The sequence below is a fragment of the Leucobacter sp. L43 genome, assembly GCF_016597785.1.
Lineage (GTDB): Bacteria > Actinomycetota > Actinomycetes > Actinomycetales > Microbacteriaceae > Leucobacter > Leucobacter alluvii.
Genome location: NZ_JAENJG010000001.1, coordinates 1,909,654 through 1,933,474 on the forward strand (window position 1 = coordinate 1,909,654; position 23,821 = coordinate 1,933,474).

Annotated in this window: 20 protein-coding genes; 12 read left to right on the top strand and 8 right to left on the bottom strand. The window is 68.8% G+C overall.

Going from position 1 to position 23,821, the window contains the following annotated elements:
- The first annotated feature begins 143 nt into the window (after positions 1-143).
- The gene (locus JE033_RS08910; RefSeq protein ID WP_200330859.1) at positions 144-3,398 is read left to right on the top strand and encodes a M14 family zinc carboxypeptidase; all 3,255 of its coding nucleotides are present in this window, start codon (positions 144-146) and stop codon (positions 3,396-3,398) included.
- A gap of 57 nt (positions 3,399-3,455) precedes the next feature.
- Here JE033_RS08910 and tagD read toward each other — a convergent pair whose 3' ends face one another.
- From tagD to JE033_RS08930, 4 genes are read right to left on the bottom strand one after another with little or no spacing between them, the layout of a single operon-like run.
- Positions 3,456-3,854, bottom strand: coding sequence for a glycerol-3-phosphate cytidylyltransferase (gene tagD / locus JE033_RS08915; protein ID WP_090145630.1), 399 nt, complete (start codon positions 3,852-3,854; stop codon positions 3,456-3,458).
- Positions 3,855-3,889: 35 nt separating this feature from the next.
- Positions 3,890-4,105: an SCO4848 family membrane protein gene (locus JE033_RS08920; RefSeq protein WP_200330861.1), complete on the bottom strand. Its 216-nt coding sequence runs from the start codon at positions 4,103-4,105 to the stop codon at positions 3,890-3,892.
- A gap of 56 nt (positions 4,106-4,161) precedes the next feature.
- Positions 4,162-5,349, bottom strand: a complete 1,188-nt coding sequence (locus JE033_RS08925) for an MFS transporter (protein WP_200330863.1) — start codon at positions 5,347-5,349, stop codon at positions 4,162-4,164.
- Positions 5,336-6,019, bottom strand: a complete 684-nt coding sequence (locus JE033_RS08930) for a FadR/GntR family transcriptional regulator (RefSeq protein WP_200330865.1) — start codon at positions 6,017-6,019, stop codon at positions 5,336-5,338. The genes JE033_RS08925 and JE033_RS08930 overlap by 14 nt, the downstream gene beginning before the upstream one ends.
- 100 nt (positions 6,020-6,119) lie before the next feature.
- Between JE033_RS08930 and JE033_RS08935 the strand changes: the two genes are divergently transcribed.
- The 8 genes from JE033_RS08935 to JE033_RS08970 all read left to right on the top strand — a co-directional run bounded on the left by JE033_RS08935 (position 6,120) and on the right by JE033_RS08970 (position 14,380).
- A complete protein-coding gene (locus JE033_RS08935) occupies positions 6,120-7,169 on the top strand; it encodes an amidohydrolase family protein (RefSeq protein WP_200330867.1) in 1,050 nt (349 codons plus the stop codon).
- 83 nt (positions 7,170-7,252) lie between these two features.
- Positions 7,253-8,902, top strand: coding sequence for an ABC transporter substrate-binding protein (locus JE033_RS08940; RefSeq protein ID WP_090145620.1), 1,650 nt, complete (start codon positions 7,253-7,255; stop codon positions 8,900-8,902).
- Positions 8,903-8,905: 3 nt separating this feature from the next.
- Positions 8,906-9,856 (top strand): ABC transporter permease, encoded by a 951-nt coding sequence (locus JE033_RS08945; protein WP_336662180.1) that lies wholly within the window; start codon positions 8,906-8,908, stop codon positions 9,854-9,856.
- Complete coding sequence (locus JE033_RS08950) at positions 9,853-10,737, top strand: ABC transporter permease (RefSeq protein WP_090145618.1); 885 nt, start codon at positions 9,853-9,855, stop codon at positions 10,735-10,737. The genes JE033_RS08945 and JE033_RS08950 overlap by 4 nt, the downstream gene beginning before the upstream one ends.
- A complete protein-coding gene (locus JE033_RS08955) occupies positions 10,734-11,591 on the top strand; it encodes an ABC transporter ATP-binding protein (RefSeq protein WP_234037130.1) in 858 nt (285 codons plus the stop codon). Before JE033_RS08950 ends, JE033_RS08955 begins: the two co-directional genes overlap by 4 nt.
- Entirely contained in the window at positions 11,588-12,424 is an 837-nt protein-coding gene (locus JE033_RS08960; protein ID WP_200330869.1) for an ATP-binding cassette domain-containing protein, read from the top strand. The genes JE033_RS08955 and JE033_RS08960 overlap by 4 nt, the downstream gene beginning before the upstream one ends.
- Positions 12,421-13,950: a chlorohydrolase family protein gene (locus JE033_RS08965; RefSeq protein ID WP_200330871.1), complete on the top strand. Its 1,530-nt coding sequence runs from the start codon at positions 12,421-12,423 to the stop codon at positions 13,948-13,950. The genes JE033_RS08960 and JE033_RS08965 overlap by 4 nt, the downstream gene beginning before the upstream one ends.
- Positions 13,951-13,972: 22 nt before the next feature.
- A complete protein-coding gene (locus JE033_RS08970; RefSeq protein ID WP_090145610.1) occupies positions 13,973-14,380 on the top strand; it encodes an acyl-CoA thioesterase in 408 nt (135 codons plus the stop codon).
- Between the two features lie 6 nt (positions 14,381-14,386).
- Here the strand turns inward: JE033_RS08970 and JE033_RS08975 are convergent, their stop codons facing one another.
- From JE033_RS08975 to JE033_RS08985, 3 genes are all read right to left on the bottom strand, one after another.
- Positions 14,387-14,857 carry a GNAT family N-acetyltransferase gene (locus JE033_RS08975; protein ID WP_200330873.1) on the bottom strand — a complete coding sequence of 157 codons (471 nt, stop codon included), beginning with the start codon at positions 14,855-14,857 and terminating at the stop codon, positions 14,387-14,389.
- Positions 14,854-15,159, bottom strand: a complete 306-nt coding sequence (locus JE033_RS08980) for a cupin domain-containing protein (protein WP_090145604.1) — start codon at positions 15,157-15,159, stop codon at positions 14,854-14,856. Before JE033_RS08980 ends, JE033_RS08975 begins: the two co-directional genes overlap by 4 nt.
- 65 nt (positions 15,160-15,224) lie before the next feature.
- Positions 15,225-16,436: a CdaR family transcriptional regulator gene (locus JE033_RS08985; protein WP_090145601.1), complete on the bottom strand. Its 1,212-nt coding sequence runs from the start codon at positions 16,434-16,436 to the stop codon at positions 15,225-15,227.
- A gap of 172 nt (positions 16,437-16,608) precedes the next feature.
- Here JE033_RS08985 and JE033_RS08990 point away from each other — a divergent pair, with 172 nt between their 5' ends.
- The 3 genes from JE033_RS08990 (at position 16,609) to JE033_RS09000 (ending at position 22,245) form a co-directional block, all read left to right on the top strand.
- Positions 16,609-18,651 (top strand): hydantoinase/oxoprolinase family protein, encoded by a 2,043-nt coding sequence (locus JE033_RS08990; protein ID WP_090145598.1) that lies wholly within the window; start codon positions 16,609-16,611, stop codon positions 18,649-18,651.
- Complete coding sequence (locus tag JE033_RS08995; protein WP_090145595.1) at positions 18,648-20,651, top strand: hydantoinase B/oxoprolinase family protein; 2,004 nt, start codon at positions 18,648-18,650, stop codon at positions 20,649-20,651. Before JE033_RS08990 ends, JE033_RS08995 begins: the two co-directional genes overlap by 4 nt.
- 199 nt (positions 20,652-20,850) lie before the next feature.
- Positions 20,851-22,245: a permease gene (locus tag JE033_RS09000; RefSeq protein ID WP_090147237.1), complete on the top strand. Its 1,395-nt coding sequence runs from the start codon at positions 20,851-20,853 to the stop codon at positions 22,243-22,245.
- A 109-nt stretch (positions 22,246-22,354) separates the two neighbouring features.
- Here JE033_RS09000 and JE033_RS09005 read toward each other — a convergent pair whose 3' ends face one another.
- The gene (locus JE033_RS09005) at positions 22,355-23,821 is read right to left on the bottom strand and encodes a PucR family transcriptional regulator (RefSeq protein WP_176698232.1); all 1,467 of its coding nucleotides are present in this window, start codon (positions 23,819-23,821) and stop codon (positions 22,355-22,357) included.

The following is a 23,821-nucleotide window of genomic DNA, read 5'->3' on the forward strand; positions in this document are numbered from 1 at the left end:
ACCTCAGTGCTCGACGCCTCGGCGTCGGCGCGGGATCGTGGCGGGGGCCCGTTCGGGCCCCCGCCACGTGTGCAATACCCGGCCGCATCGGAGAAGTCTTCCGACGCGGTTGGAGTCAATGACGACTGAACAGAAAGGCAACGATGGTTACGAAACGGTCATCAACGGCCATGATCGGTGCGGGAGCACTGGTCGCGGCGTTGTTCGTGGGGGGGATTCCCACCGCGGCCACTGCAGCTCCGGGCGATGCGCCCACTCCCATCACCTATGAGATCTCCGACCGCGTGCAGGGGCCGGCCAGCTATCCGGTGCAGTCGCCGCTGCCCGAAGCGCCCGATGATGCGAACGATCGCTCCATCGCGCGCGGTGCCGTGCCGTACGCGGAGGTGGCCCGCACGGTGAACCGCCTGATGACCGAGAGCGATCGTGTCTCCGCGCAGGTCGTGGGCAGCTCCGTGCAGGGGCGCGACATTCAGCTCGTCACGCTGACGTCGCCGGAGACGGCCGAGCAGACCGCGCAGCAGCGCGCCTGGAAGGAGCGGATCAAGCAGGATCCCGCCGGTGCCTCGGCCGATACCGCCCTCACCGAGGGCTACAAGGTGCCGATCTGGTTCAACGGCAACATCCACGGCAACGAGTGGGAGGGCGCGGACATCATTCTCGAGTACATCGAGAAGCTCGCCACCTCCGAGGATCCCGCGATCGTCGAGATGCTCGAGCAGTACCGGTTCTACTTCACCGTGACCAACAACCCCGACGGGCGCGTCAACGGCACCCGCGCGAACGCCGACGGCTTCGACGCGAACCGCGACATGATCACCGGCGTCACCCCCGAGTCCCGCGTGATCCGCGACCTCGCAGGGATCATCCAGCCGACCTTCTACGTCGACCTCCACGGGTACACCGACGTGCTCCAGATCGAGCCCTGCGGCCCGCCGCACGGTGAGAACTACGAGTACGACCTCTTCCTGCCGCACGCCTACTCGGCAGCGCTCGCGATCGAGCAGGCCGTGGTCGGAGCGAACATCGAGGGCAACACCTACGTGGGCGCCGACGGCAACGCGACGACGGAGAACACGGGCAAGATCCTGATTCCGTACCGCGACATCCGTTCGGGCTGGGATGACTGGCCCCCGCTCTTCACGCCCCAGTTCCTCGCATACCAGGGCGCCGTCACCAACACGGTCGAGTTGCCTCTCGGACGCGGCGGCAACCCGGATCAGGCCGAGAGCCAGCGCCGCACCGACGTGAATGTCGAGGTCGGCATGGTCACGGTCGAGAGCGCGACGGATTACTTCGCCACGAACTCGGCAGCCCTGCTGCAGAACCAGATGGAGATCTTCCGCCGGGGCGACGCGGGCGAGCCGCTGAAGTCGATTCCGGCCGACCCGAATCCCGCGGACTACCCCGGTATGCCGCACGAGTGGATCGACGTCTGGGACGAGACCGACGTGTACGGCGCGGAGTTCCCGCGCGCCTATGTGATCCCGGAGAACACGGATCAGCAGCGGTCGGTGACCGACGCTGCGCGACTGGTCGACCAACTCATCGCCAACGGGGTCGAGGTGTCGCGCGCGACCTCGCCGCTGACCGCCGGAGACACGACGTATCCGGCCGGGAGCTATGTGGTCGACATGCACCAGCCGCTCCGAGGAATGGCGAATGTGCTGCTCGCAGACGGCTCGGACATCACGGAGCGCGTGCCCGACATGTACGACATGTCGGCGTGGAGCCTGTCTCTGCTGTGGGGCGCTGACGTCTTCCCCGTCGGCGCGTCGCAGGACGCCTCGCTGGACGGAGTCGGGCTGGAGGCCGTCGCGGCGGCCGCACCGACGGGCGTGCTGCCAGATGCAGCCGGCTACCTCGAACTCGAAACTCCCGGAGCCGCCGAGTACCAGGCGATCAACGTGCTGCTCGAGCAGGGCGTCGCCGTGTCGTCGTTCTCCGACGGATCCGTGATCATCGGCGGCGACGAGGCGACACGCGCCGCAGCGCTGGCCGTGGCCGACGCCTACGGCGTGCAGTTCACCGCGACGACGGGGGTGCGACTCCTCACCGAGACGAGCACCGCGTTGAAGCCGCTGCGGGTCGCCTACACCGGCAACCAGGACGACCGCGTGACGTTGAACCGGCTCGGGTTCACCGACCAGGTGCGCGTCGACGCGGCGTCGCTCACGGCCGACCCGTCGCTGCTCGACGACGTCGACGTGCTGTGGGTCGGCGGCAACCTCGCCTTCACCGCTGCCCAGACGGCGGGAGCCGACGCCGTGGCTGCGTTCATCGCGGCCGGCAACGGCGTCGCGGGCCGCGGCACGGCGGTCGCGAATGTCGCGAACGCTTTCGGGCTGACCCAGGTGACCGCGACGGCCGGAACGAACAGCTCGAACGGCATCGTCCGCGTGGACAACACCGAGGGCGGCCTGCTCTCGACCTATCCGCAGGACACGGCCTTCGTCACTCCGGCGGTCTGGTACACCGGGTTGGCCGAGAACGCCGTGATCGAGCAGAGCTACGCGGCGGAGAACCTCTTCGTCTCGGGGCACTGGGCAGATGGCGAGGGCACCGGCCGTGCAGCGGCCGCAGGCCAGGCGTCCGCGGTATCGGCGGTCGCCGAGTCGGGCAGCGAGCTCGTGATGTTCGGCACGTCGGTCAACTACCGCACGCACCCGGTCGGCAGCTACCCGTGGATCGCTCGCGCGCTCTTCGAGGTGAATGCGAACGTCGGCACCGCGGTCCCGGTGACGCTCGGCGAGGAGCACCTCACCGACGACACCCGCGGTGGCGTGCAGGTGCCCGATGAGATCGAGATCGGCGCATCGTTCGACGTGACCTTCGCGGACATCGCCGACGGCACCGAAGTCGCGCTGAGCTACTTCGGTGCAGGCGTGCCGGCCTCGGACTCGACGGAACCGGCCGCGATGTCACTCCTCGCGATGGGCACCGTCACCGGCAACACGCTCACCGTCGATGCGCTCCCAGAGGGCATCGAGCCCGGTGAGCTGCGGATCGCGGCGACGCGGGACGCGGGCACCGTGCTCATCGGCTGGGACGACACGGTCGCGGTCGCTGCCGAGGTTCCGGGCGGAGACCCGGGTGCTGAAGCCGACGGCGCCGCGGCAGGCGGTGCTGCCGGTGCAGCCGACGGCGGCGCGAGCGGCGCGGCCGCTGGTGCGGCCGACGGCAGCGCGTCCGCCGGTGGAGCATCGGCCGGCGGGGCATCGGCATCGGCCGACGCCGCATCGGCGAATGGTGCCGCTGACGGCGGCCGTGGCGAGCTCAGCAACACCGGCGGCATCGAGCTCACCGGTGGAATCGCGCTCGCACTGCTGCTGGTGCTCGGTGGCGGAGCAGTGCTGGTCGCGCGTCGCAAGCGTCTCGCACAGGAGACCGGCGCCTAACCGGCGGGCAGGGTCAGTGCGGGGGCGGGAGCTGGTCTTCCGCCCCCGCACTGCGCGTTACGCGCCCTCGCCGAGGTCGTTCTTGATCTTGGTGGTGGAGACGCCCTCGGTGCGATCGAGGTAGACGACCTCGCAGTAGTCGCGCAGGATCTCGAAGCGCGGGTCGCCCTCCCAGTCGCCGCCCATCACGACGGTGTCGATCTCGTACTTCTGCACGTCGCGGATCTTCTGATCCCACGCTTCCTCCGGGATCACGAGGTCGACGTAGCGCACAGCCTCGAGCATGTTCTTGCGCGTCTCGAAGTCGTGGTACGTCTGCTTGCCCTTGCCGGCGTTGAACGCTTCGGATGATGCCGCGACGACGAGGTAGTCGCCGAGCGCTCTGGCCCGGCGCAGGAGTCGAATGTGGCCCCAGTGCAGCAGGTCGAACGTGCCATAGGTCAGGATCCGCTTCATCCTCCCAGTGTACGGTTCGCGGCGTCGGCGAGGACTCAGGCGACGAGCACCCAGACCCCCGCGATCGCGGAGGCGATCGCGATGAGCAAAGCGATGCCGATGAGCACGGCGTGCACCGTCAAGAATGTGGTGGCCCGGCCCTGCTCGTCGCGTGCGCGCGGATCCTTCGCGATGCGCGTCCAGAACCGCGGCCACACCACCACGTTGTAGAAGGCGTTGACGAGCAGCAGGATTCCGGCGAAGACGACCATCTGATCAGTGTAAATGCCCGCGGGCGCCCGTGCATCGTCGCGCTCGCGGGCAGAATTCACGCGCTCGGGGGGCGGGAGGCGCGGGCGCTCGCGATCCCGAACCCGAGTTCGCAGAGGGCGACGGCAGCCAGCATGAGCAGCACCGCCGGCCAGGTCACTCCGGCTTCGACGAGAAGCCCGGGTACGAGCGGACCGGCCGCCGCACCGCCGTACCCGATGCCCTGGCTGACCGCGGAGAAGGCGGCGGTCTGCGCGACGTTCGGGGAGGTGAACACGATGAGCGCGATCGAGAGACCGAATGCGGAGCTCAGCGCGACGCCGAGAATCGCGATGGCCACCGGCATGAGCGCCACCGGTGCGAACCCGAGGCCGACGAGGCCAACGATGGCGAGGAGCGCAGCCGCGACGATCAGGCCGATGCGCCAGCGCGCACGCGAGGCGAGGCTGGGGGCGATCAGCGATGCGGGGAGGCCGGCGATGCTCATCCACGCGAGGAGGAGGCCCGCTTGAGCCGGATCCGCGCCGCGTGCGATCGCGATGGTCGGCAGCCAGGCGGTGAGCGAGAAGTAGATCAGAGCCTGGCATCCGAAGAACCCGGTGACCGGCCACAGTCCGCGTGCCGCGAAGATCGACTCGCGCGGCTGCGCGGTGACGACCGTTCCAGAGCGCCCGCCGCCGTCGACGCGACGCCCGAACGCGATGGCGAGGGCGCAGGCGATGAGGAGCGGTACCGCCCATGCTGCGAGCGCCGGGCCGACGTGCTCGCCGAGCGCGTGGAACAGCGGAATGGAGAGTGCGGCACCCGTTGCGGCGCTGACGCCGAAGGAGGTGGTGTACACCCCGGTCCAGAATCCGCCTCGCGCGGAGAGGGAGTGGCGGATGATCTGAGGGGCCAGGATCCCGAGGAGTGCGATGGACGCTCCGACGGCGACGGTGCCGATGAACAGGGACGCCGGAACCAGCGGCCGCAGCAGCGTTGCGACGGCGAGCACGGCGAGGAGCAGTGAGATCGCCCGCGTCAGGCCGAGGCGCGACACCAGGACCGGTGCGAGGGGCGAGGCGATGCCGAAGAGCAGCACCGGAATCGAGGTCAGCACCGCGATCGCCGTGTGCGACAGCCGGTACGCGTCGCCGATCTCGCCGAGGAGCGGCGACACGCTGGTGATCGGGTAGCGTACGCTCAGCCCGACGGCGACGACGAGTATTCCTGCTGCGATCCCCTGACTGCGGCTAGGGCCGCTCATCGAGCAGACGTTCCTGCTGGGCGAGCACGCCGAGCGCGGCGTCGCGCGCCTGTTCGGGATCACCGGCGGCGATCGCCCGAAGCAGGGACTCGTGCTGATCCGCGCGATCCGGATCCCCGCCTGCGGCGAGGCACGAGGCATCCGAAACGGATTCGCGCAGGGAAGTGTCGAAGCTCGCGTAGATGTCGAAGAGCAGCTGATTGCCGGAGGCCGACGCGATGGCGAGGTGGTACGCCACGTCTGCCTCGGTGAAGGCCTCCGAATCGCGCGCCGCGATCGCTGCACGGCGCTGCTCGAGCAGCTCTGTGAGGCGCGCGAGATCCTCGTCGGTGCGTGAGGTCGCCGCCTCCGACGCTGAGAGGGCGTCGAGGGCGCGGCGCACGCGGATGACTTCGCGGCTGTCGGCCGAGTGGAGCGCCCGGCGCAGGGCTACCTGCGTCGGATCGGTCGCGATGACGTAGGTGCCGTCGCCCTGCCGGGTTTCGAGCAGGCCGAGCTGCACGAGGGCGCGAACCCCCTCCCGCACCGAGGGGCGACTGACGCCGAGCACCACGGTGAGCTCGGCTTCCGAGGGGATGCGGGTGCCGAGCACCCAGCGCCCCTCGCTGATCTCGCGCTTCAGCTCATCGACCACCGTGTCGACGAGTGAGCGCCGTTGAATATGTCGCACGTCACCATCCTTGCAGATTCGGGTACTTGTATGGTTATCATATGTCTTACGTTTAACCGGCGCTATCCCGAACCTGCACGGACGCATGAAAGGCTCTCCAATGACGGCGACCCCCACTCCGACCCGGCTCCGCACCCCCGGCCTCGTTGATGGCCACGTCCACCCGGACAAATCGTCGTGGGGCGCTCCGTGGATGTCGCGCCGGCCGGCCTCGACGCTCGCGGAGCTCATCGAGAACGACCGGGCGACGCAGTTCTCGTACGCGCGGAGCGTCGAAGAGCGCGCGCACGCCCTGCTGTCTCACGCGCTCGCCAACGGCACGCTCGGCATGCGTGCGCACGTCGATGTCTCCTCCGAGCTCGGCACCGCGAACGTCGAGGGCGTGCGCGCCGCGGCCGAGCGGCTCCCCGGCCTCACGGTGCAGATCGTCGCGTTCCCCCAATTCGGCCTGGTCACCAACCCCGGCACGCTGGAGGCGATGGCTGCATCGCTCGACACCGGCGCCGATCTCGTCGGAGGCATCGACCCGGGCGGTATCGAGGGAGATCTGCACGGGCATCTCGATGTCGTGTTCGGTCTGGCCGACCGCGCGGGGCGCGACATCGACATCCACCTGCACGACGGCGGTGAAGACGGCCTCGCGCAGATCCGCGAGATCGCCCGCCGGACGACAGCCGCCGGGCGTCACGGTCGCGTGACGATCGGGCACGCCTTCGCGCTCTGCGACACCGAGCTGCCGAGCCTCGGCGAGACGCTCGATCTCGTCGCAGAAGCCGGTATCTGGATCGCGACCTGCGCACTGGGGCCGGATCCGGTGCCCGAGCTCGACCGCTTCGAGCGCCACGGCGTTCGACTGGTCGCCGGCTCCGACGGAGTCCGCGATTCGTGGAGCCCCTTCGGCACCGGCAGCATGGTCGATCGAGCGCACCTGCTCGCGTATCGCACCGGCGCGATCACCGACGCCGAACTCGAGCGCGCTTTCAGCATCGCGTCCGTCGCGGGCGGGGCCATGCTCGGACTCCCCGAGATCGCCGAGTGGACCCCCGAGAGCACCACGTACCTCGAATTCGAGGCTGAGAATCTGGCGCAACTCGTCACCGATCGGCCCGCACCTCAGCGCGTGGTGCGCGGCGGCGTCTCCGTCGTCTGACGCGCCGGCGCGCACCCACTCACACTCGAACCACGCTTACCGCAACACTCATCGCAGCACCTCGCAGGAACAAAGGAGTCCCCGTGTCCAAACGACCTCTCACGCTGATCGGCGCATTCGCCGTCGCAGCGCTGACCCTCACCGCGTGCGCCGGAGGCGGGGGATCCGCTTCCGGTGGAGACGGCGCAGGCGCAGCCTTCGACATCGACGCCGCGAACCTCGCGACCACGACGGAGCCGGGCACGGCCCCCGTCGATGAGGTCACGTGGAACCTCCCGTACGAGCCGCTCTCCCTCGACCCCATGCTCTCGTTCAACTACGCCGAGAACACAGTCGACGCGAATCTCTGCGAGGGCCTGACCCGCATCACGCCCGACCTCGACATCGAGAACGCGCTCGCCGAGTCGGTGGAGTCGCCCGACGACACCACCTACGTCTACACGCTGCGCAACGACGTCACCTTCTGGGACGGCACGCCGCTCACCGCCGACGACGTGGCCTACTCGCTCGCACGACAGGTCGGGCCCGACTCGGCGACGTACTGGGCCGACTACTTCGCCAACGTCGCATCGGTCGAGAAGACGGGCGACCTCGAAGTGACTGTCACGCTGACGCAGCCGGATGCGCTCTTCGAGCAGGGCATGTCGAGCGCTGCCGGTGCGGTCGTCTCGAAGGCCGCAGCCGAGGCCGCCGGCGAGCAGTTCGGCACCCCCCAGGGGGGCCTGATGTGCACGGGACCCTTCTCGCTCGAGAACTGGGAGCCGGGCAAGGCCATCACCCTCGCGAAGAATGCGGACTACTGGGACGCCGAACTCGTGCCGAAGGTGGAGCGGCTCACCTTCAGCTTCATCGCAGACGAGTCCACCGCGGTGAACGCGCTGCGCACCGGCGACGTCGACGGTCAGTTCTTCTACCTGCCCCCGGCCGGGCTGACGCAGCTCGAGGACAGCGATGCGACGATCACGTTCGGCGAGTCGTACATCTTCTGGTCGCTCCGCGCGATTCAGGAGACCGGAACCTTCTCGAACCCGAAGGTGCGCGAAGCGCTGCTCGCGGCGATCGACACGGAAGCCATCGCCGACGTCGTGTTCCAGGGCGCGGCCATCCCGTCTCCCGTGCTCACCGGCCCCGCCTACTACTCCGACGACGAGGCGGGCGAGCTCTTCCAGGAGGCGTACGACAGCTACTCGATCGAACCCGACATCGAGCGGGCCAAGTCGCTCCTCGCTGAAGCGGGCGACATCTCGGCTCCGATCGTGCTCGGCGTGCAGGGCTCGTCGGCGGTGCACGAGCAGACGGCCAACCTGATCCAGGCCGCAGGTGAGGCGATCGGTCTCACCATCGAGACGAAGGTGATCCCGGTCGAGCAGTTCGGCAACCTCTACTTCGACGAGACGGCGCGCGAGGGTCTCGACGGCTTCTTCACGACCTACTACGGCAACGTGACGGATCCGCTCGACGTCTACACCACCTTCACCCCCGACAGCACGAACAACTTCATCAAGTACGACGGGGCCGCGGAGGAGCTCGCCGAGGCCCGCAGCACGCTCGACCCGGTCGAGCGCGCGAAGCACACGATCGCCGCGCAGGAGAAGATCACGCGCGACCTGCCGTGGCTGCCCATGGGCGATCTCCCGGTGATCCTCGTGCAGAACGAGGCGATCTCGGGCGCCACCGCATCATCGGCCTACCTCGGATACCCGTGGGCCGCGACCATCGGGGGCGTGGAGTAACCCGTGTCCATTCCCGCATTCCTGCTGAAGCGAACGGGTGGGCTCCTGCTCGTTCTGCTCGTCACCTCGTTCGTGGTGTTCGGCATGCTCTATCTCGCTCCCGGGAGCCCGCTCAGCTTCGTGCTCGGGCCCCGGGGCGGCACGGCCGAGCAGATCGCGCGGGTGACCGCGCAGTACCACCTCGACGACCCGTTCTTCGTGCGGTACTTCGCCTGGATCCGCGACATCCTCAGCGGTGACCTCGGCGACTCGGTCGTGTACCGGCAGCCCGTCTCCGATCTCATCGGCGGCCGCATCGGCACCACGGTGGCGCTCATCGCGCTCGCGACGCTCATCATCGCCGTGGTCGGCGTCGGCCTCGGCCTCATCGCCTCGTTGAAGGGCGGCTGGGCCGACCAGGTCATCACGACGCTCTCGACGCTCGGCCTCGCCACGCCGGCATTCGTCGTCGGTGTCGCACTCATCAGCGTCTTCGCGGTCGGACTGGGGTGGTTCCCGACGAACGGCAGCGGCAGCGGGGGCGTCGATACGCTCTACCACCTCGCGCTCCCCGCCATCGCGCTCGCCGTGGCGAGCGCCGCCTACCAGACCCGCATCACGCGGGCCTCAGTGCTCGAGGAGGAGGGGCGCGAGCACGTGCAGACCGCGGTCGCCCGCGGACTGCGACCCCGCATCATCATCCAGCGGCACATCCTCCGCAACGCGCTGATCCCGATCACCACGGTGCTCGGCCTGACCGTGGCGACCCTGATCGCGGGCGCCGTCGTGATCGAGAACGTCTTCGCGCTCGACGGCCTTGGGTCGCTGCTCGTGCGGGCGATCCTGCAACGCGACTTCGCCGTCGTGCAGGCCGTCATCCTCGTCCTGGTCGTCGCCTTCGTCGTCATCAACGCCGTCGTCGACTTCCTGTACACGATCATCGATCCGCGCATCCAGCTGGGGAGCAAGCAATGACCGCGCCGCGCACGACACAGATCGCCCTGCGACGATCGCAGACGAACGACCCCGGCCGCCTCGTGCTCGCCGGCCGCAAGCTTGGCCCGACCGGCATCATCGCGGTCGTCGTGCTCGCGGTGTTCGTCATCGCCGCCGTCTTCGCGCCGTGGCTCGCGCCCTACGATCCCGACTTCCCCGACCTCTTCGCCGCGCTCTCCGGGCCGAGTGCCCAGCACCTGCTCGGCGCCGATGCGCTGGGCCGGGATCTCCTGTCGCGCCTGATGTACGGGGCGCGCATCACCCTGCTGGGGCCGACGCTCGTGATTCTCATCGCGACCGTCGTCGGCACCGCGCTCGCGTTGATCGCCGCCTGGAATCGGGGCCGGGTCGACACCGTGATCTCGTGGGTGCTCGACGTGCTCTTCGCCGTGCCCGGCATCGTGTTCGCGCTGATCGCCGTCGCGATCTTCGGACCCAACCTGCCCACGGTCGTCGTCGGCCTCTCGATCGGCTACATCCCGTACGTGGCCCGCGTGGTGCGCGGTGCGGCCCTCCGCGAGCGAGGCATGCCGTACGTGCAGGCGGCATGGTTGCAGGGCCAGTCGGGCGTCGGCATCAGTCTGCGCCAGATCTTCCCCAACGTGCAGCCCATCGTCGTGGCGCAGGCCGTCTCGTCGCTCGGCTTCGCGGTGATCGACCTCGCGGCCGTCTCCTTCCTCGGTCTCGGGGTGCAGCCGCCGACCGCGGACCTCGGTCTCATGGTGAAGAGCGGCTTCGACTCCCTCCTGCGCGGCCAGGCACTCGAAGCTATCGCCGCGGGTCTCGCGATCGTGCTCATCGTGTGGAGCATCACCGTCATCGGCGACCGGCTCGCCTCGAACGCAAGGAGCATCCGATGAGCGCGCCACTGCTCGAAGTGCACGACCTCCACGCCAGCCTCATCACGAAGTACCGTCGCCTCGACCTGCTGAACGGCGTGAGTTTCACACTCGACCGGGGCGAGGCGCTCGGCCTCGTCGGCGAGTCGGGATCGGGCAAGTCGCTGACCACCCGCGCGATCACCCGCATGCTCGCCCCCGGATTCCGCACGACGGGGACGGTGCGCTTCGACGGAGAGTCGGTGCTCGACATGAAGCGAGAGCGACTGCGCGGCTACCGGGCCCGGGACGTCGGCATGATCTTCCAGGATCCCCGCGCCCACGTGAACCCCGTGCACACCGTCGGAGACTTCCTCACGGAAGCGCTCGTGCGCGACCGCGGGGTGAAGCTCGACGACGCGAAACGTCGAGCCGTGCAACTGCTCGACGAGGTGGGCGTGCGGCACGCGGAGCGCCGACTCGCGCAGTACCCGCACGAGCTCTCGGGCGGGCTGCTCCAGCGCGTGATGATCGCGAGCGTGCTGCTCGCGGAACCGCAGTTGATCCTCGCCGATGAGCCGACGACCGCGCTCGACGTCACCGCGCAATCCGACGTCATGGCGATCCTCGACGAGCAGCGCAAGGCGCGCGGCCTGTCACTGCTCTTCATCACGCACGATCTCGAACTCGCGAACGCCTGCTGCGACCGACTCGCCGTCATGTACGCCGGGGAGATCGTCGAGCAGGGTGCGCAGGTCTACGAGGCGCCGCAGCACCCCTACACGGTCGAGCTGCTCGGAGCGCGGCCGAGCATCGCGGAGCGGCTCGATCGGCTGCCCGTGCTCGAGTACAACCTGGAGATCCACGAAGCACTGAAGGCGAGGGCCGACGCATGAGCGCACCCATCATCACCGTGAGCGACCTGCGCAAGGTGTTCGCCGCCCCGCGCGGCTCGAAGGGCGAGGACGTGGTCGCCGTCGACGGCGTCTCCTTCGAGCTGCACCCCGATGAGTGCCTCGCGATCGTGGGGGAGTCGGGGTCGGGAAAGACCACGGTCGCGCGCATGATCGTGGGCCTCGAGACCGTCACCTCCGGCACCGTGACGGTGCTCGGCGCGGATCGCACTGCCGCACCGCGCAGCCTCGCCGCCCGCCGGGAGCGCGCGCGCGAGGTGCAGTACGTGTTCCAGGACCCGTACTCGTCGCTCAACGGGCGGCAGCGCATCGGCGAGGTCATCATGTCGAATCTGCGGCTGCACGCGAAGGCGGTCGGGGCGCGGCCGACTGAGGGCACGGTCAAGCAGCGCGCGCAGGGCATTCTCGACTCGGTCGGGCTTCCGCAGCGCTTCTTCGACCGCCTCCCGCGAGAACTCTCCGGCGGGCAGCGGCAGCGCGTCGCGATCGCGCGTGCGCTCGCCGCAGACCCGAAGGTGATCGTGCTCGACGAGGCCGTCGCGGCCCTCGACGTGTCGATCCAGGCGCAGATTCTCAATCTGCTCGCCGACATCAAGGCGGAGCGGCAGGTGAGCTACCTCTTCATCTCGCACGACCTCGCGGTCGTCAACCAGATCTCCGACCGGATGGTGGTGATGGAGAACGGTGTGATCGTCGACCACGGCGCCACGGCCGAGTTGCTCGCGCACCCCACGCATCCGTACACCCGGTCGCTGCGCGCGGCGGTTCCGGGGCCGGGGTGGAAGCCGACCCGGCGCGAGAAGCTGGCGTCGTGAGCGCCGCCGCAAGCATCGCGGTGCGCGCCGCGCACGCCATCGTGTTCGACGAGGGGCGCGACGGCGGCCCGGGCTTCACCCTGATGCGCGACGCGACGGTGCTCGTGACCGGCGACCGCATCACCGCGATCGCGCACGGAGGCGCGGGAGAGGAGCTCGTCGCGGAGGCGGCCGAAGTGATCGACCTCGGCGAGAGTCTGCTGATGCCCGGCCTCATCGACCTCGAGGGGCTCGTCGACATCGACCACCTGCTGCTCGACTCCTGGTGGAGCCCAGAGCACGAGGCGCGCCTCGACTGGTCTGCCGACTACGCGAGGGCGCCCCGCGAGGTGCTCTCCCCCGCTGATCGCAGCCTGCTGCGCCGATACGGTCTCGTGCAGCTGATCCTCCACGGGATCACGAGCGCGATGCCGATCTCGTCCGAGATCCACGGCGCCTGGGCTGAGACGCACGACGACCTGCTCGATACGGCCGGCATCGCGAGCGAACTGGGCATCCGCACTTTTCTCGGTCCCTCGTACCGCTCCGGGGTGCACGTGACCCGTGCCGACGGATCGACCGGAGTGCACTGGGATGAGGCTCGAGGCGAAGAGGCCTTCGCCGGTGCCGTGCGCTTCCTCGACACCGTAGACGCGATCGCCGACCCGCTGGTCACTGGCGTGCTCGTGCCGTGCCGCATCGAGACGGTGACCGATGCGATCCTCGCCGAGACCGGGCGCGTCTCCGCGGAACGCGGCGTGCTCGTGCGCGCCCACGCGACGCAGGGACTCGATTCCGAGATCGGGGTGCTCGCGGGGGATGGCCGAGGAGCGCCGCTCGACGTTCTCGATCGCGCTGGCCTGCTCACCGATCGCCTGATCCTCGCCCACGGCGTCTACCTCGACGTCCACCCCGACGTGCACGGGGAGGATCGCGGTGACCTCGCCAGGCTCGCCGCAGCAGGCGCGTCGATCGCCCACTGCCCGCTCACGAATGCGCGCTACGCGTTCTGGCTCGAACGGCTGTCGCAGTACCTCGACGCCGGGGTGAACATCGCCCTCGGCACCGACTCGTTCCCACCCGACCTCGTGCGCGCCATCGATGCCGGCGTGCAACTGGCGAAGGCGCAGCACGACGACCTCGGACGCGGCATGCTCGCCGAGTACGTCGAGGCCGCGACGCTCGGCGGGGCCAGGGCGCTGCACCGGCCCGACCTCGGACGCATCGCACGGGGCGCAGCCGCCGATCTCGTCGCCTTCGCGCTCGACGACGTTCGGATGGGAGCGGTCGACGATCCGATTCGTACGCTCGTGCTCGCGGGGTCGGGTCGCGATGCGCACTTCAGCATGGTGGCTGGCCGCGTCGTGATGCGGGACGCGGCGATTCCCGGCGTCGATCTCGATGCGCTGCGTCGCGAGGGTCAGCGCGTCTTCGAGCAGTTGCGAGCCGCGTACCCCGAGCGCGACGCACTCGCCGGGCCGCACGGGTCGAGCGAGGCCGAGCTCTTCCCGCCGGTGTTCCCGGCGTACCCGCCGCGTCACGGTTGAGCGCCCCCATTAGGCTGACGGCATGAACGAGTACCGCCAGATCGTCCGCAAATGGGTGAAGCCGGAAGACCTCAATCAGCACGGGGCGCTGTTCGGCGGCCGCCTGCTCCAGTGGGTCGACGAGGAGGCGGCGATCGTCGCCGTCGCGCAGCTCGGCACCATCGACGTCGTGACCAGGCACATGTCGGCGATCGACTTCTCGGCGCGCGCCGACCGGGGCGACCTGCTCGAGCTCGTCTACTCGATCGTCGCCTACGGCCGCACCTCGATCACCTTGGCGTGCCGTGTGGAGAACGCGGTTACCGGTGCCGAGATCCTCACGCTCGAGCGCATCGTCTTCGTCGCGGTCGATGCGACGGGCGCTCCGGTCGTGCACGGGCGCACCGCCCCGACGCCGGGCACTGAGCGCCTCCGCGAGTCGTCGAAGTGACGCCGACTACTCGGCGGGTCGCAGGTCGTAGGTGACCCACGGCGTCAGCGTCGCGACCCGATCGTAGAGGCTGCGGGCGGTCGTATTGCTCTCGTCGGTGATCCACCGCACGAGCGATGCGCCCTCGTCTCGCGCGATCTCGGCCAGGCGGTGCAGGATCGCAGTGCCCGCTCCCGTGCCGCGCGCATCCGGCGCGGTGAACAGGTCGTCGAGGTAGAGGCCGCTGTCGCCGTAGATCGGGCGGGCGTAGGCGCGGTAATGGGCGAGCCCGACCGGCGTGCCGTCGACCTCGGCGATGAGCCCGCGCGTCTGGTGGGCCGGGTCGGTGAGCCACCCCCAGACCGTGTCGTACACCGCTGGGTCGTGCGGTTTCTCGTAGAAGTCGCGATAGCCGCGGTACAGCTCCGCCCACGTCTCCCGGTCGTCGGGTGCGACATCGCGCACGCGGACGCGGCCGGCGGGCGCCCCGTCGCTCATGCGAGGCGCTCCGTCTCGACAAAGACGATCGGCGCGCCGTCGCCGCGATTCTCGACGCGGTGCTCGGAACCGGCGGGTCGCGTGTAGCTCTGCCCGAATACCAGTTCAGCGACGATCTCGCTGCCGTCCGCCGCGACGACGTGCATCGTGTCGGTGACGAGCGGCACGACGACGTACTCGAAGTCGTGCCGGTGCATGGGGATCGCGCCCCCGGGCTGGATCGTCCATCGCGTGACTCTGAAGAACTCGTTCTCGAGCTGCACCTCGCCCTGCGATCCCGTGCCGTGTGCGTCGCTGCTCATGCATCCTCCTCGAACGTGGTGCGGTCTTCGCCGGGAGGCCGGCACCGCAGAACCTGCTCCTCAGCCTACGCCCGCTCGGCGTCGCCGAGACTGGATCGGAGTCCGATGAGTTCGGGATACAGGGCGAGGATCACGTTCGAGAGCACGAACGACGACGTGATGGGCTGCCCGAGCGCCTGCTCGACGCGCGACAGGCGATACCGGACGGTGTTGGGGTGCACGAAGAGTGCTGCAGCGGTGCGGGTGACGTTCTGCTCGGTGGCCAGGTACGTGACGAGGGTCTCCCGCAGCTGCGGTGCGGCGATGGGGGCCAGCGTGGTGCGGATCCGCTCCTCCAGCTGGCGCGCGTCGACGTGCGAGAGCAGCCAGGTGGCGAGGTCGATGCGGTCGATGAGCACGGGGCCCAGCCCTTCCGGGGCGGTGGCCGCTGCGGCCCATTGACGTGCGATGCCGAGACCCGTCTCCGCTTCGCGCACGCACTCGGAGATGCGGGAGAGCGCGGAGAACGGCGCGGAGACGCCGACGAGATACTGGCGTGAGATGTCTGCGAGCCATCGCTCGCTCGCCGGCGTATCCGGCACGATCGCGGAGAGCGTCGCCGGGGCGTCCATTCCGACCCGTCGCAGCATCGCGAGGAGCGGCAGCTCCTCCGACCGCGCCCGGGCGTGGAACTGGGTGACGTGCCCCTCCGTGGCCGTCGTGCCGTCGATCGGCGCCGCCTCGATCGTGCGGATGGCGGCGTATGCGGGGAACCGGAATTGCGCGAGCCGACTCCAGAAGCGGTGCTCGCGAGCGGGGAGCACCCCGTCGTAGAGCGATGAGATGAGCTGCTCGTTGTCCCGCCGATCGCGCTGGGTCGCGCCGTACTGGATGCCGTGGACGGCGCCGAGCAGTCGCTCGGAGGTGTCGAGGAGGAGTTCGCCGAGCTGGTCGAGCGTGTCGGCGCCCCGGCTGGCGATCGCGATGACGTGCACGCCGTCCCTGAGCGCGACCCGCCGCGTGCGCACCGCCCACCGCCCGATCGACAGCTGGAGCTCGCGGCGGTGCGTCGCCGCCACCTCGTTCCAGATGAGCTGGGTGGGTGCCTCGCCGGTGCTCGCGACGATCGTGCCCTCGAAATCGTAGATGACGGCGGTGCCCTTGCAGAGCGTCGCGATGCGGGACGTCAGGGCGTGCACCGGGTCGGTGGAGGCGACCGCGGAGAGCAGGGCGTTCGTGATGTCGAGCGTGGTGCGGAGGCGATCGATCTCGGTGATCGGAACGGACGGCGTCGTCATGCGGTACTCCGAGCATTGTGTGAACGGGAGATTTCGGGGAGGGTTTCGATGCGATTTTTGGAGATTCTACAAGAGGGCGCTCTGAAAGCTTCGTATTCTCTAGTGACCCCGGCGACGAGGCGCAGCAAGGTTGAGGCATCCGGAACTCAACGATGAACTCCAGGAGGAGCCCATGAACCATGTCCGTGTCGCAGTCGACGTCGGAGGCACGTTCACCGATGTGTGCATCTTCGATGACGATACGCAGCAGATGCGCATCACGAAGGTCCCCTCGACGCCGAGCGATCCGATGGAGGCGGTGATGCACGGCGTCGCTCGCGGAGAGATCGATCTGTCGCAGGTCGTCCAGTTCTCGCACGGCACGACCGTCGCGACGAACGCCCTCATCACCCGGAACTTCCCGGCCGCCGCTCTCGTCACCACCCGCGGGTTCCGCGACGTACTCGAAATCCGGGACGGCACGAAAGACGATCTCTGGGACGCGTACAACGACGTCTCGGAACCGTACATCAGGCGCCGGGATCGCTTCGAGGTCACAGAACGCATCGACTACAACGGCCACACCATCACCGCCCTCGACGAGGGCGAGGCGCGCGCACTCGCCGAGCTGCTGCATCGCCGCGGGGTGAAGACCATCGCCGTGTGCTTCCTCAACTCCTACGCGAACGCCGCTCACGAGACCCGCATGCGGGAGATCATCGAGGAGACCATTCCCGATGCGACCGTCTCAACATCGGCCGAGGTGCTCCCCGAGATCTTCGAATACCCGAGGTTCAACACCGCCGTCGCGAACGCCGTGCTGGCCCCCCTCGTCTCGGGGTACGTGAACCGCCTGGCCGCGCGCCTCACCGACGGCGGCTACCGGGGCGATCTCCTGCTCCTCCACTCGGGCGGCGGCTCCATGACGCCCCGACTCGTCGAGAAGTTCCCGGTGCGGCTCGCCGCCTCCGGCATCGCAGCCGGAGCGATCTCGGCGAAGCACATCGCGCAGCAGTGCGGGTACGACAACGCGGTGAGCCTCGACATGGGCGGAACGTCCACCGACATCGCGCTCGTCGCGGACGGCGAACTGCGCGTCTCCCAGGAGTGGCAGGTCGAGTACGGCCACCCGATCATCTTCCCCTCGATCGAGGTGCTCACCATCGGCGCGGGCGGCGGCTCGCTCGCGCACATCGACATCGCCGGCTCGCTGCGCAACGGCCCGCAGTCCGCCGGGGCCGACCCCGGCCCGGCGTGCTACGACACGGGCGGCGACGCACCCACGAACACGGACGCCAACGTCGTACTCGGCCGGCTCGGCACGTCGCTCGCCGGTGGCGCGAAGCACCTGCAGAAATCGCTCGCCGAGGCCGCGATCACCCGCGCGATCGCCGAGCCGCTGGGCATGGAGCTCGCAGAGGCGGCCCACGCGATCGTCGCTGTTGCGAACGCCAATATGGCCGACGCGGTGCGGTTGGTCTCGATCCGACGCGGGTACGACCCCCGCGACTTCGCCCTGCTCGCCTTCGGGGGCGCCGGAGCGCTGCACGGTGCCGACGTGGCCAGAGAGCTCGGGATCCCGACGGTCGTCGTCCCGCCCAGTCCCGGCGTGACCTCCGCCATGGGGTGCCTGCTCGTCGACATTCAGCACGACTTCGCGCATATGTACACCGGTCTCGCCTCGGGGGCTGATGAGGAGGGCATCGAGCAGGAGTTCGTCGCACTCGAGAACGAGGCGTCGGCCCGCCTGCGCCACGAGGGCGTCGCCGAAGCGGACGGGCTGCTGCAGCGCAAGATCTCGATGCGGTACCAGGGGCAATGGCGGTCGCTCCAGGTGCCGATGGGCTCGGGTCCGGGCGCCGTTGAGCAGGCGGTGCGCACGTTCCACGAGCAGTACGAGCGGGAGTTCGCGTTCCGGCAGGATGACGCGCCGGTCGAGGTGTATCAACTCCACCTGACGGCCGTCGGCAAGATCCCGAAGCCGTCGTTCAGGCCGGCGGAGGTGGTCGAACAGGCTCCGGGTGAGCCGGAGGATCGCCGCGACGTCTACTTCGGGTCCGACGGCTGGCTCGATACGCCGGTCTACGATCGCGACGCGCTCGCCGCAGGGACCGTGTTCAGCGGGCCCGCCATCATCAACCAGCTCGACTCGACCACCGTCGTGCCCCCGCACACGAACGCGGAGATCGACGAATGGCTCAACATCCGCATCCACCTCGAGGAGATCAACTCATGAGCGACACCCTGATCCAGGCGCCGGCGACGGGCGCCGCACCCGCCCGGAGCACCACCCTCGACCCGGTGACCTTCGAGGTGCTGAAGAACGCCTTCGCCACGAGCGTCGACTTGATGAGCGAGCAGATCCTCCGCACGTGCTATTCGTTCGTCATCTACTCGCGGGACTTCTCCTCCGCGCTCTGCGATGCGCGCGGCAACACCGTGATGCAGGGCTCCGGCGACATCGCGGTGCACGTCGGCACCCTTCACTTCCAGGCGAAGGCGGTGATCGAGCAGTTCGACGGAGACATCCACCCCGGCGATGTGTTCGCGATCAACGACCCCTATCGCGGCGGCACGCACTTCAACGACGTCTCCTTCGTGCGTCCCGTGTTCTCCCAGGGGCGCATCATCGCCTTCGCGCAGAACAAGGGTCACTGGGCCGACATCGGCGGGAAGGTGCCGGGCTCCTTCGACGTCTCGGCGTCCGAGCACTTCGGGGAGGGGCTGCGCATCCCCCCGATCCGCGTGTGGTCGAAGGGCGTCTTCCTGCACGATGTCGCGCAGCTGCTCGTCGCGAACACCCGCGCGCCCGAGCAGGCGCTCGGCGACCTGCACGCTCAATCGGAGGCCACGGCGGTCTGCGAACGGGAGGTGCTGCGGCTCGTCGAACGGTACGGCACCGAGACCGTCGAACTCGCGATGCAGGAGACGCAGGACTACGTGGAGCGGACCGTGCGGCGCCGTCTGGCCGACCTGCCCCGCGGCCGGTGGGAGACCGTCGACTACCTCGACCTCGATCCCGGCAAAGCCGAGGGGCTCGTGCCGGTGAAGATCGTCATGACGCTCGATGGGGAAGGGATCCACTACGACCTGGAGGGCAGCGCCGGCGTCGTCGACACCTTCTTGAACTCCGGCTACGGCACGACATTCTCCGCGATCTACGCCGGCACGAAGACGTTCTTCCCCGATGTGCCGCTGAACTCCGGTTTCTACGCGGCGGTCACGGCGGAGATCGGGCCGGAGGGCACGGTGGTGAACGCCGGCTGGCCGCACGCCGTGACCGGCTTCTGCTCCGGGCCGTACGAGAAGCTGATGAACGGGATCTTCGAGATCTGGTCGCAGATCATGCCGGAGCGGGCGATGGCGTGCGCCTTTAACCTCGAGTATCTGCTCGTGGGCGGGCGCGACTCCCGACGCGAGGAGAACCCGTACTTCATGTGGTACGACTGGATGGCCGGCGGCTGGGGCGGCCGCTCCTCCAAAGACGGTTCGACGGCGACGGCGCCAGTGTTCGGCGTCGGGCTCGCGGTGCAGGCGTGCGAGGGTCAGGAACGACTCACCCCGGTCCTCACCACCATGCACCGCATCGGCACCGATTCAGGCGGCCCAGGCCGGTTCCGCGGCGGGTGCGGCGTCGAGAAGGGCGGAACGCTCACCGATGCTGACGCCTCGGTGATGAGCTACTGCTGCGACCGCGCACGCTCCATCACGTGGGGCATCGAGGGCGGCCTGCCATCGATCCCGCACGGCGTCTGGCTCAATCGCGACACCGAGAACGAACGGTTCCTCGGCTCCATCTTCTCCTCGGTCCCGGTGCAGCCGGGCGACACCTTCTACCGGCCTTCGGCGGGCGGGGGCGGCTTCGGAGATCCCCTCGATCGCACGCCGGATGAGGTGCTGGAAGACGTGATCGACGACTACGTCTCGATCGAGCGAGCAGCGGCCGATTACGGCGTCGTCGTCATCCCGATCGATCCCGATCTCGACCAGTACGAGATCGATCGGGAGCGCACCGCCGAGCAGCGAGCGCACATCCGCACGCATCGCCGGGGGTGGCTCGAGGAGGACCCCGAGCGCATCGCCGAGCAGTACCGCGCCGGGGAGATCGATCTGCTCGATGTCATTCGGCGGCACGGCGTGATTCTCGACTGGGGCACCGGCGAGCTCTTCGTCGAGACCACGCGACAGCACCGGGAGCAGATGGTGCGGCGATCCGCCTCGCACTGGGCTGCCTAGCGCGCTGCTGCGGCGCGTCTGATCCCGGAGGGGAGGGAAGGGCCGGTATTCGATGGGGCACGCCGCTCGTTGCGGTTTGTGCAAATGCCAGAGAATGTCCCGGCCCTTCCGGCTCCTGCACAGTACTTCATCGGGTCTCGACTTATCACAATGAGATGGCGACGCCCACTCACACCCAATACCAATGGAGGTACGGACCGTGACAATCAACCTCACCGGGAGCAACGACGACGTCGAAGCGACCGATGCACTCGCCCGAACAGGCGACGACCAAGACCAGATGAGCCGTGGCCGATTGACGATGGCGTGGTACGGCACGGCGAGCGCCTTCTTCTTCGTCTACATCGGCGCCGCGATGGCTTCGGCGTACGGCACGGTGAACGCGATCATCGGCATCGTGCTGACGATCATCGCCTACGGCCTCATCAACAGCGTGCTGTCGCGCTACGCGATCAACAACCGCACAACGGTCGCCCAGTTCTCGCGGACGATCCTCGGCAACGCCGGGTCGGCCATCGCGATGATCATCTTCGCGCTCATCGCGATCTACTACGCGGTCTTCGAGGGCTCCATCGTGGCCTACGCGTTCATGACCGCGTTCGGCGGCGAGATGTGGGTGTGGAGCCTCGTCGTCGTCGTCTACTCGACACCGCTCATCATCGGCGGAGTGCGACGCTTCCTCGACAAGATCAACGGCATTCTGATGCCGATCTACTTCTTCGGGCTCGTGGCCGCCGTGATCTGGGCGGGGGTGCAGTACGGGTTCACGGATACGTGGCTCACGCAGGCGCCCGACGTTCCCGTCCCGCTGTCGATGGGCGGCCCCGGCTGGCTGGCGACCTTCGCCGGGTACATGGGCGTCTGGATCATGATGATGTTCACCATGGACTTCGCCTCGCTCGGCAAGCGCAAGGACATCGCGTACCACCAGCGCGTCACCTTCGGCCCGTTGTTCTACGTGCTCGCCTACGGATTCTCGGCGTTCGTCGGCATCTTCCTGACCTTCACGATCCCCGGGCTCGAAGCCTCGGAAACCGGTCTCGCCGGCGGCCTCGTGAGCCTCATGGGCATCCTGGGCCTGATCGTCGTGATCGCGACGCAGACCCGCATCAACACCGCGAACTACTTCCTCGGCGCCGCGAACCTGCGGGCGTTCGGGGAGAAGGTGTTCAAGATCAACATGCCGAACATCGTGTGGGTGCTGCTGTCGTCCGTCATCATCTTCCTCTTCATGCTGCTGCCCGTCGTGGAGTACCTGCTCATCGCACTCGCCTGGCAGGGCGTGCTCGTCACGGCCTGGGTCGCGATCGCGCTGACCCACATCCTGCTCGGTCGCTGGCAGAACGAGGAGCACTCGGCGATCGGCGACCAGCACTACAAGGCGTTCAACAACAACGGTCTGATCGCCTGGGTGGTGGCGACGCTCGTCGGCATCGTGATGCTGCAACTCGGCACGTTCAACCCAGACCTCGCCGGCATCGGCGCGACCTGGGGGCCGATCCTCACGGCGGTCTCCGCGGCGCTCGTCTACGGGATCCTGTGGAAGACCAACCCGGTGAGCCGCACCGGCCTGATCAAGGTGGTCGGAGCCTGAGCATCGCGGGATCCTGACTCCCGGGAGTTCGACTCGGAGAGCGCGTGCCGTGCTGCGACAGAGATGCGCAGTGCGGCACGCGCTCCCCGTGTGCGTCCGGAAGGAGCGGCTAGTACGGCTCGATCTCCACCAGCCGCAGCGCCATGAGGCACGTGGCGCGGCCGTCGAGCGTGTCGAGCGAGATGCCGAGCAGCTCCTCGATGCGGCGCAGCCGGTAGCTCAGCGAATTGCGATGGATGTAGAGCTCCTCGCAGGTTCGCGACGGCTGAGCGTCGTTGCGCAGCCAGATCCGCAGCGTCGGCAGCAACTCGGTCGCGCGGTGCTCGTCGTGATCGAGCAGGGGGGCGAGAAATCGCTCCGCCGCCTCACGGGCCCCCCGCCCGGCTGCGGCGGCCACGACCGCGCTGAGGCCGAGCACGGGCGCCAGCACGGGAGCCGACACGTGCCGGATCAGGTTGAGCGCATGGACGAGTGCGATCCGCAGCTCGTCGATCGTGCGGGCCGGCCCGCGCAGCACGAGCGGCAGCACCGGCTCGATTCCGAGCAGTCGTTTCGAGACCTCGTCGAACGCCTCCCGCGGGAACTGGGCCAAGGCGATGAGCTGCTCATCGAGTTCGGCGACGCGAACGTCGTGGAACGTGTCGTGCAGTGCGACGCGGAGCTTCCAGGCTGCTGCGGCATGCTCACCGCTCATGTCGGCGACGAGCAGTGTCGTCTCGGCGCGTCGGCTCAGCCCGAGTTCGTGGAACGCGTTCGCCACGTCGCTCCGCGTCGACTCCGACCAGGCGACGCACCGGTTCACGAAACGCAGCATGTCCTGGTGGCTGCTCGCATCAACCACGACCGAACGGTTCAGCTGCAGGGCGAGGATCGAGGTGACCGGGGCGAGGAGCGCCTCGACCTCCGCGGATGAGCCGTAGAGCCGCACCGCGAGCTGGCAGGAGTTGCTGAGGCCCATCGGCAGCGGCACGGTGACGGTGTCCGGCTGCGACGCTCGTGCGGCGCCCGTGCGCCACGTCACCGTCTCCGGGTACTGCGCGATGAGCGAATCGAACGCGTCGTACACGGCGATGGGGAGCTCGAGCGCGGCGTACATGGCCGCGAGCAGCGTCGAGATCTCCGCGCCCTGGCTGGCGAGGCGCGCGCATTCGTCGGCGAGCAGCCAGCCGCGGTCGAGCAGGGCGATGCGCTCCGCCTGCAGCATGCCCTCGACGTGCTGATCGATCTTGAGGAGGGGGACGGTGGTCGGCACTTCGAGCAGCGGCAGGTCGTGAGCCGTGCAGGCCGTGATCAGGCCTTTGGGCAGCGAATCGTGCGCGGCGCCGACCGCGAACGCCAGTGCGGCGACCGGCACGCGGGTGAGCCGCTCCACGTAGCCGTCCCAGATGCTCTCCTCCGAGAAGTTCATGCCGATCCCCGAGGTCAGGAGCAGCACGTTGGCGTCGAGAAACGGGGTCGGATCCAGGTGCTCGGTCGGCGCGCAGCGCACGATCTCCTGGCTCAGTCGGTCGGGTCCGGTCGGCGTCTCCAGCCGCAGTTGCAGGGAGTGCTCGGTCAGCAGGTCGGCGACGCGCAT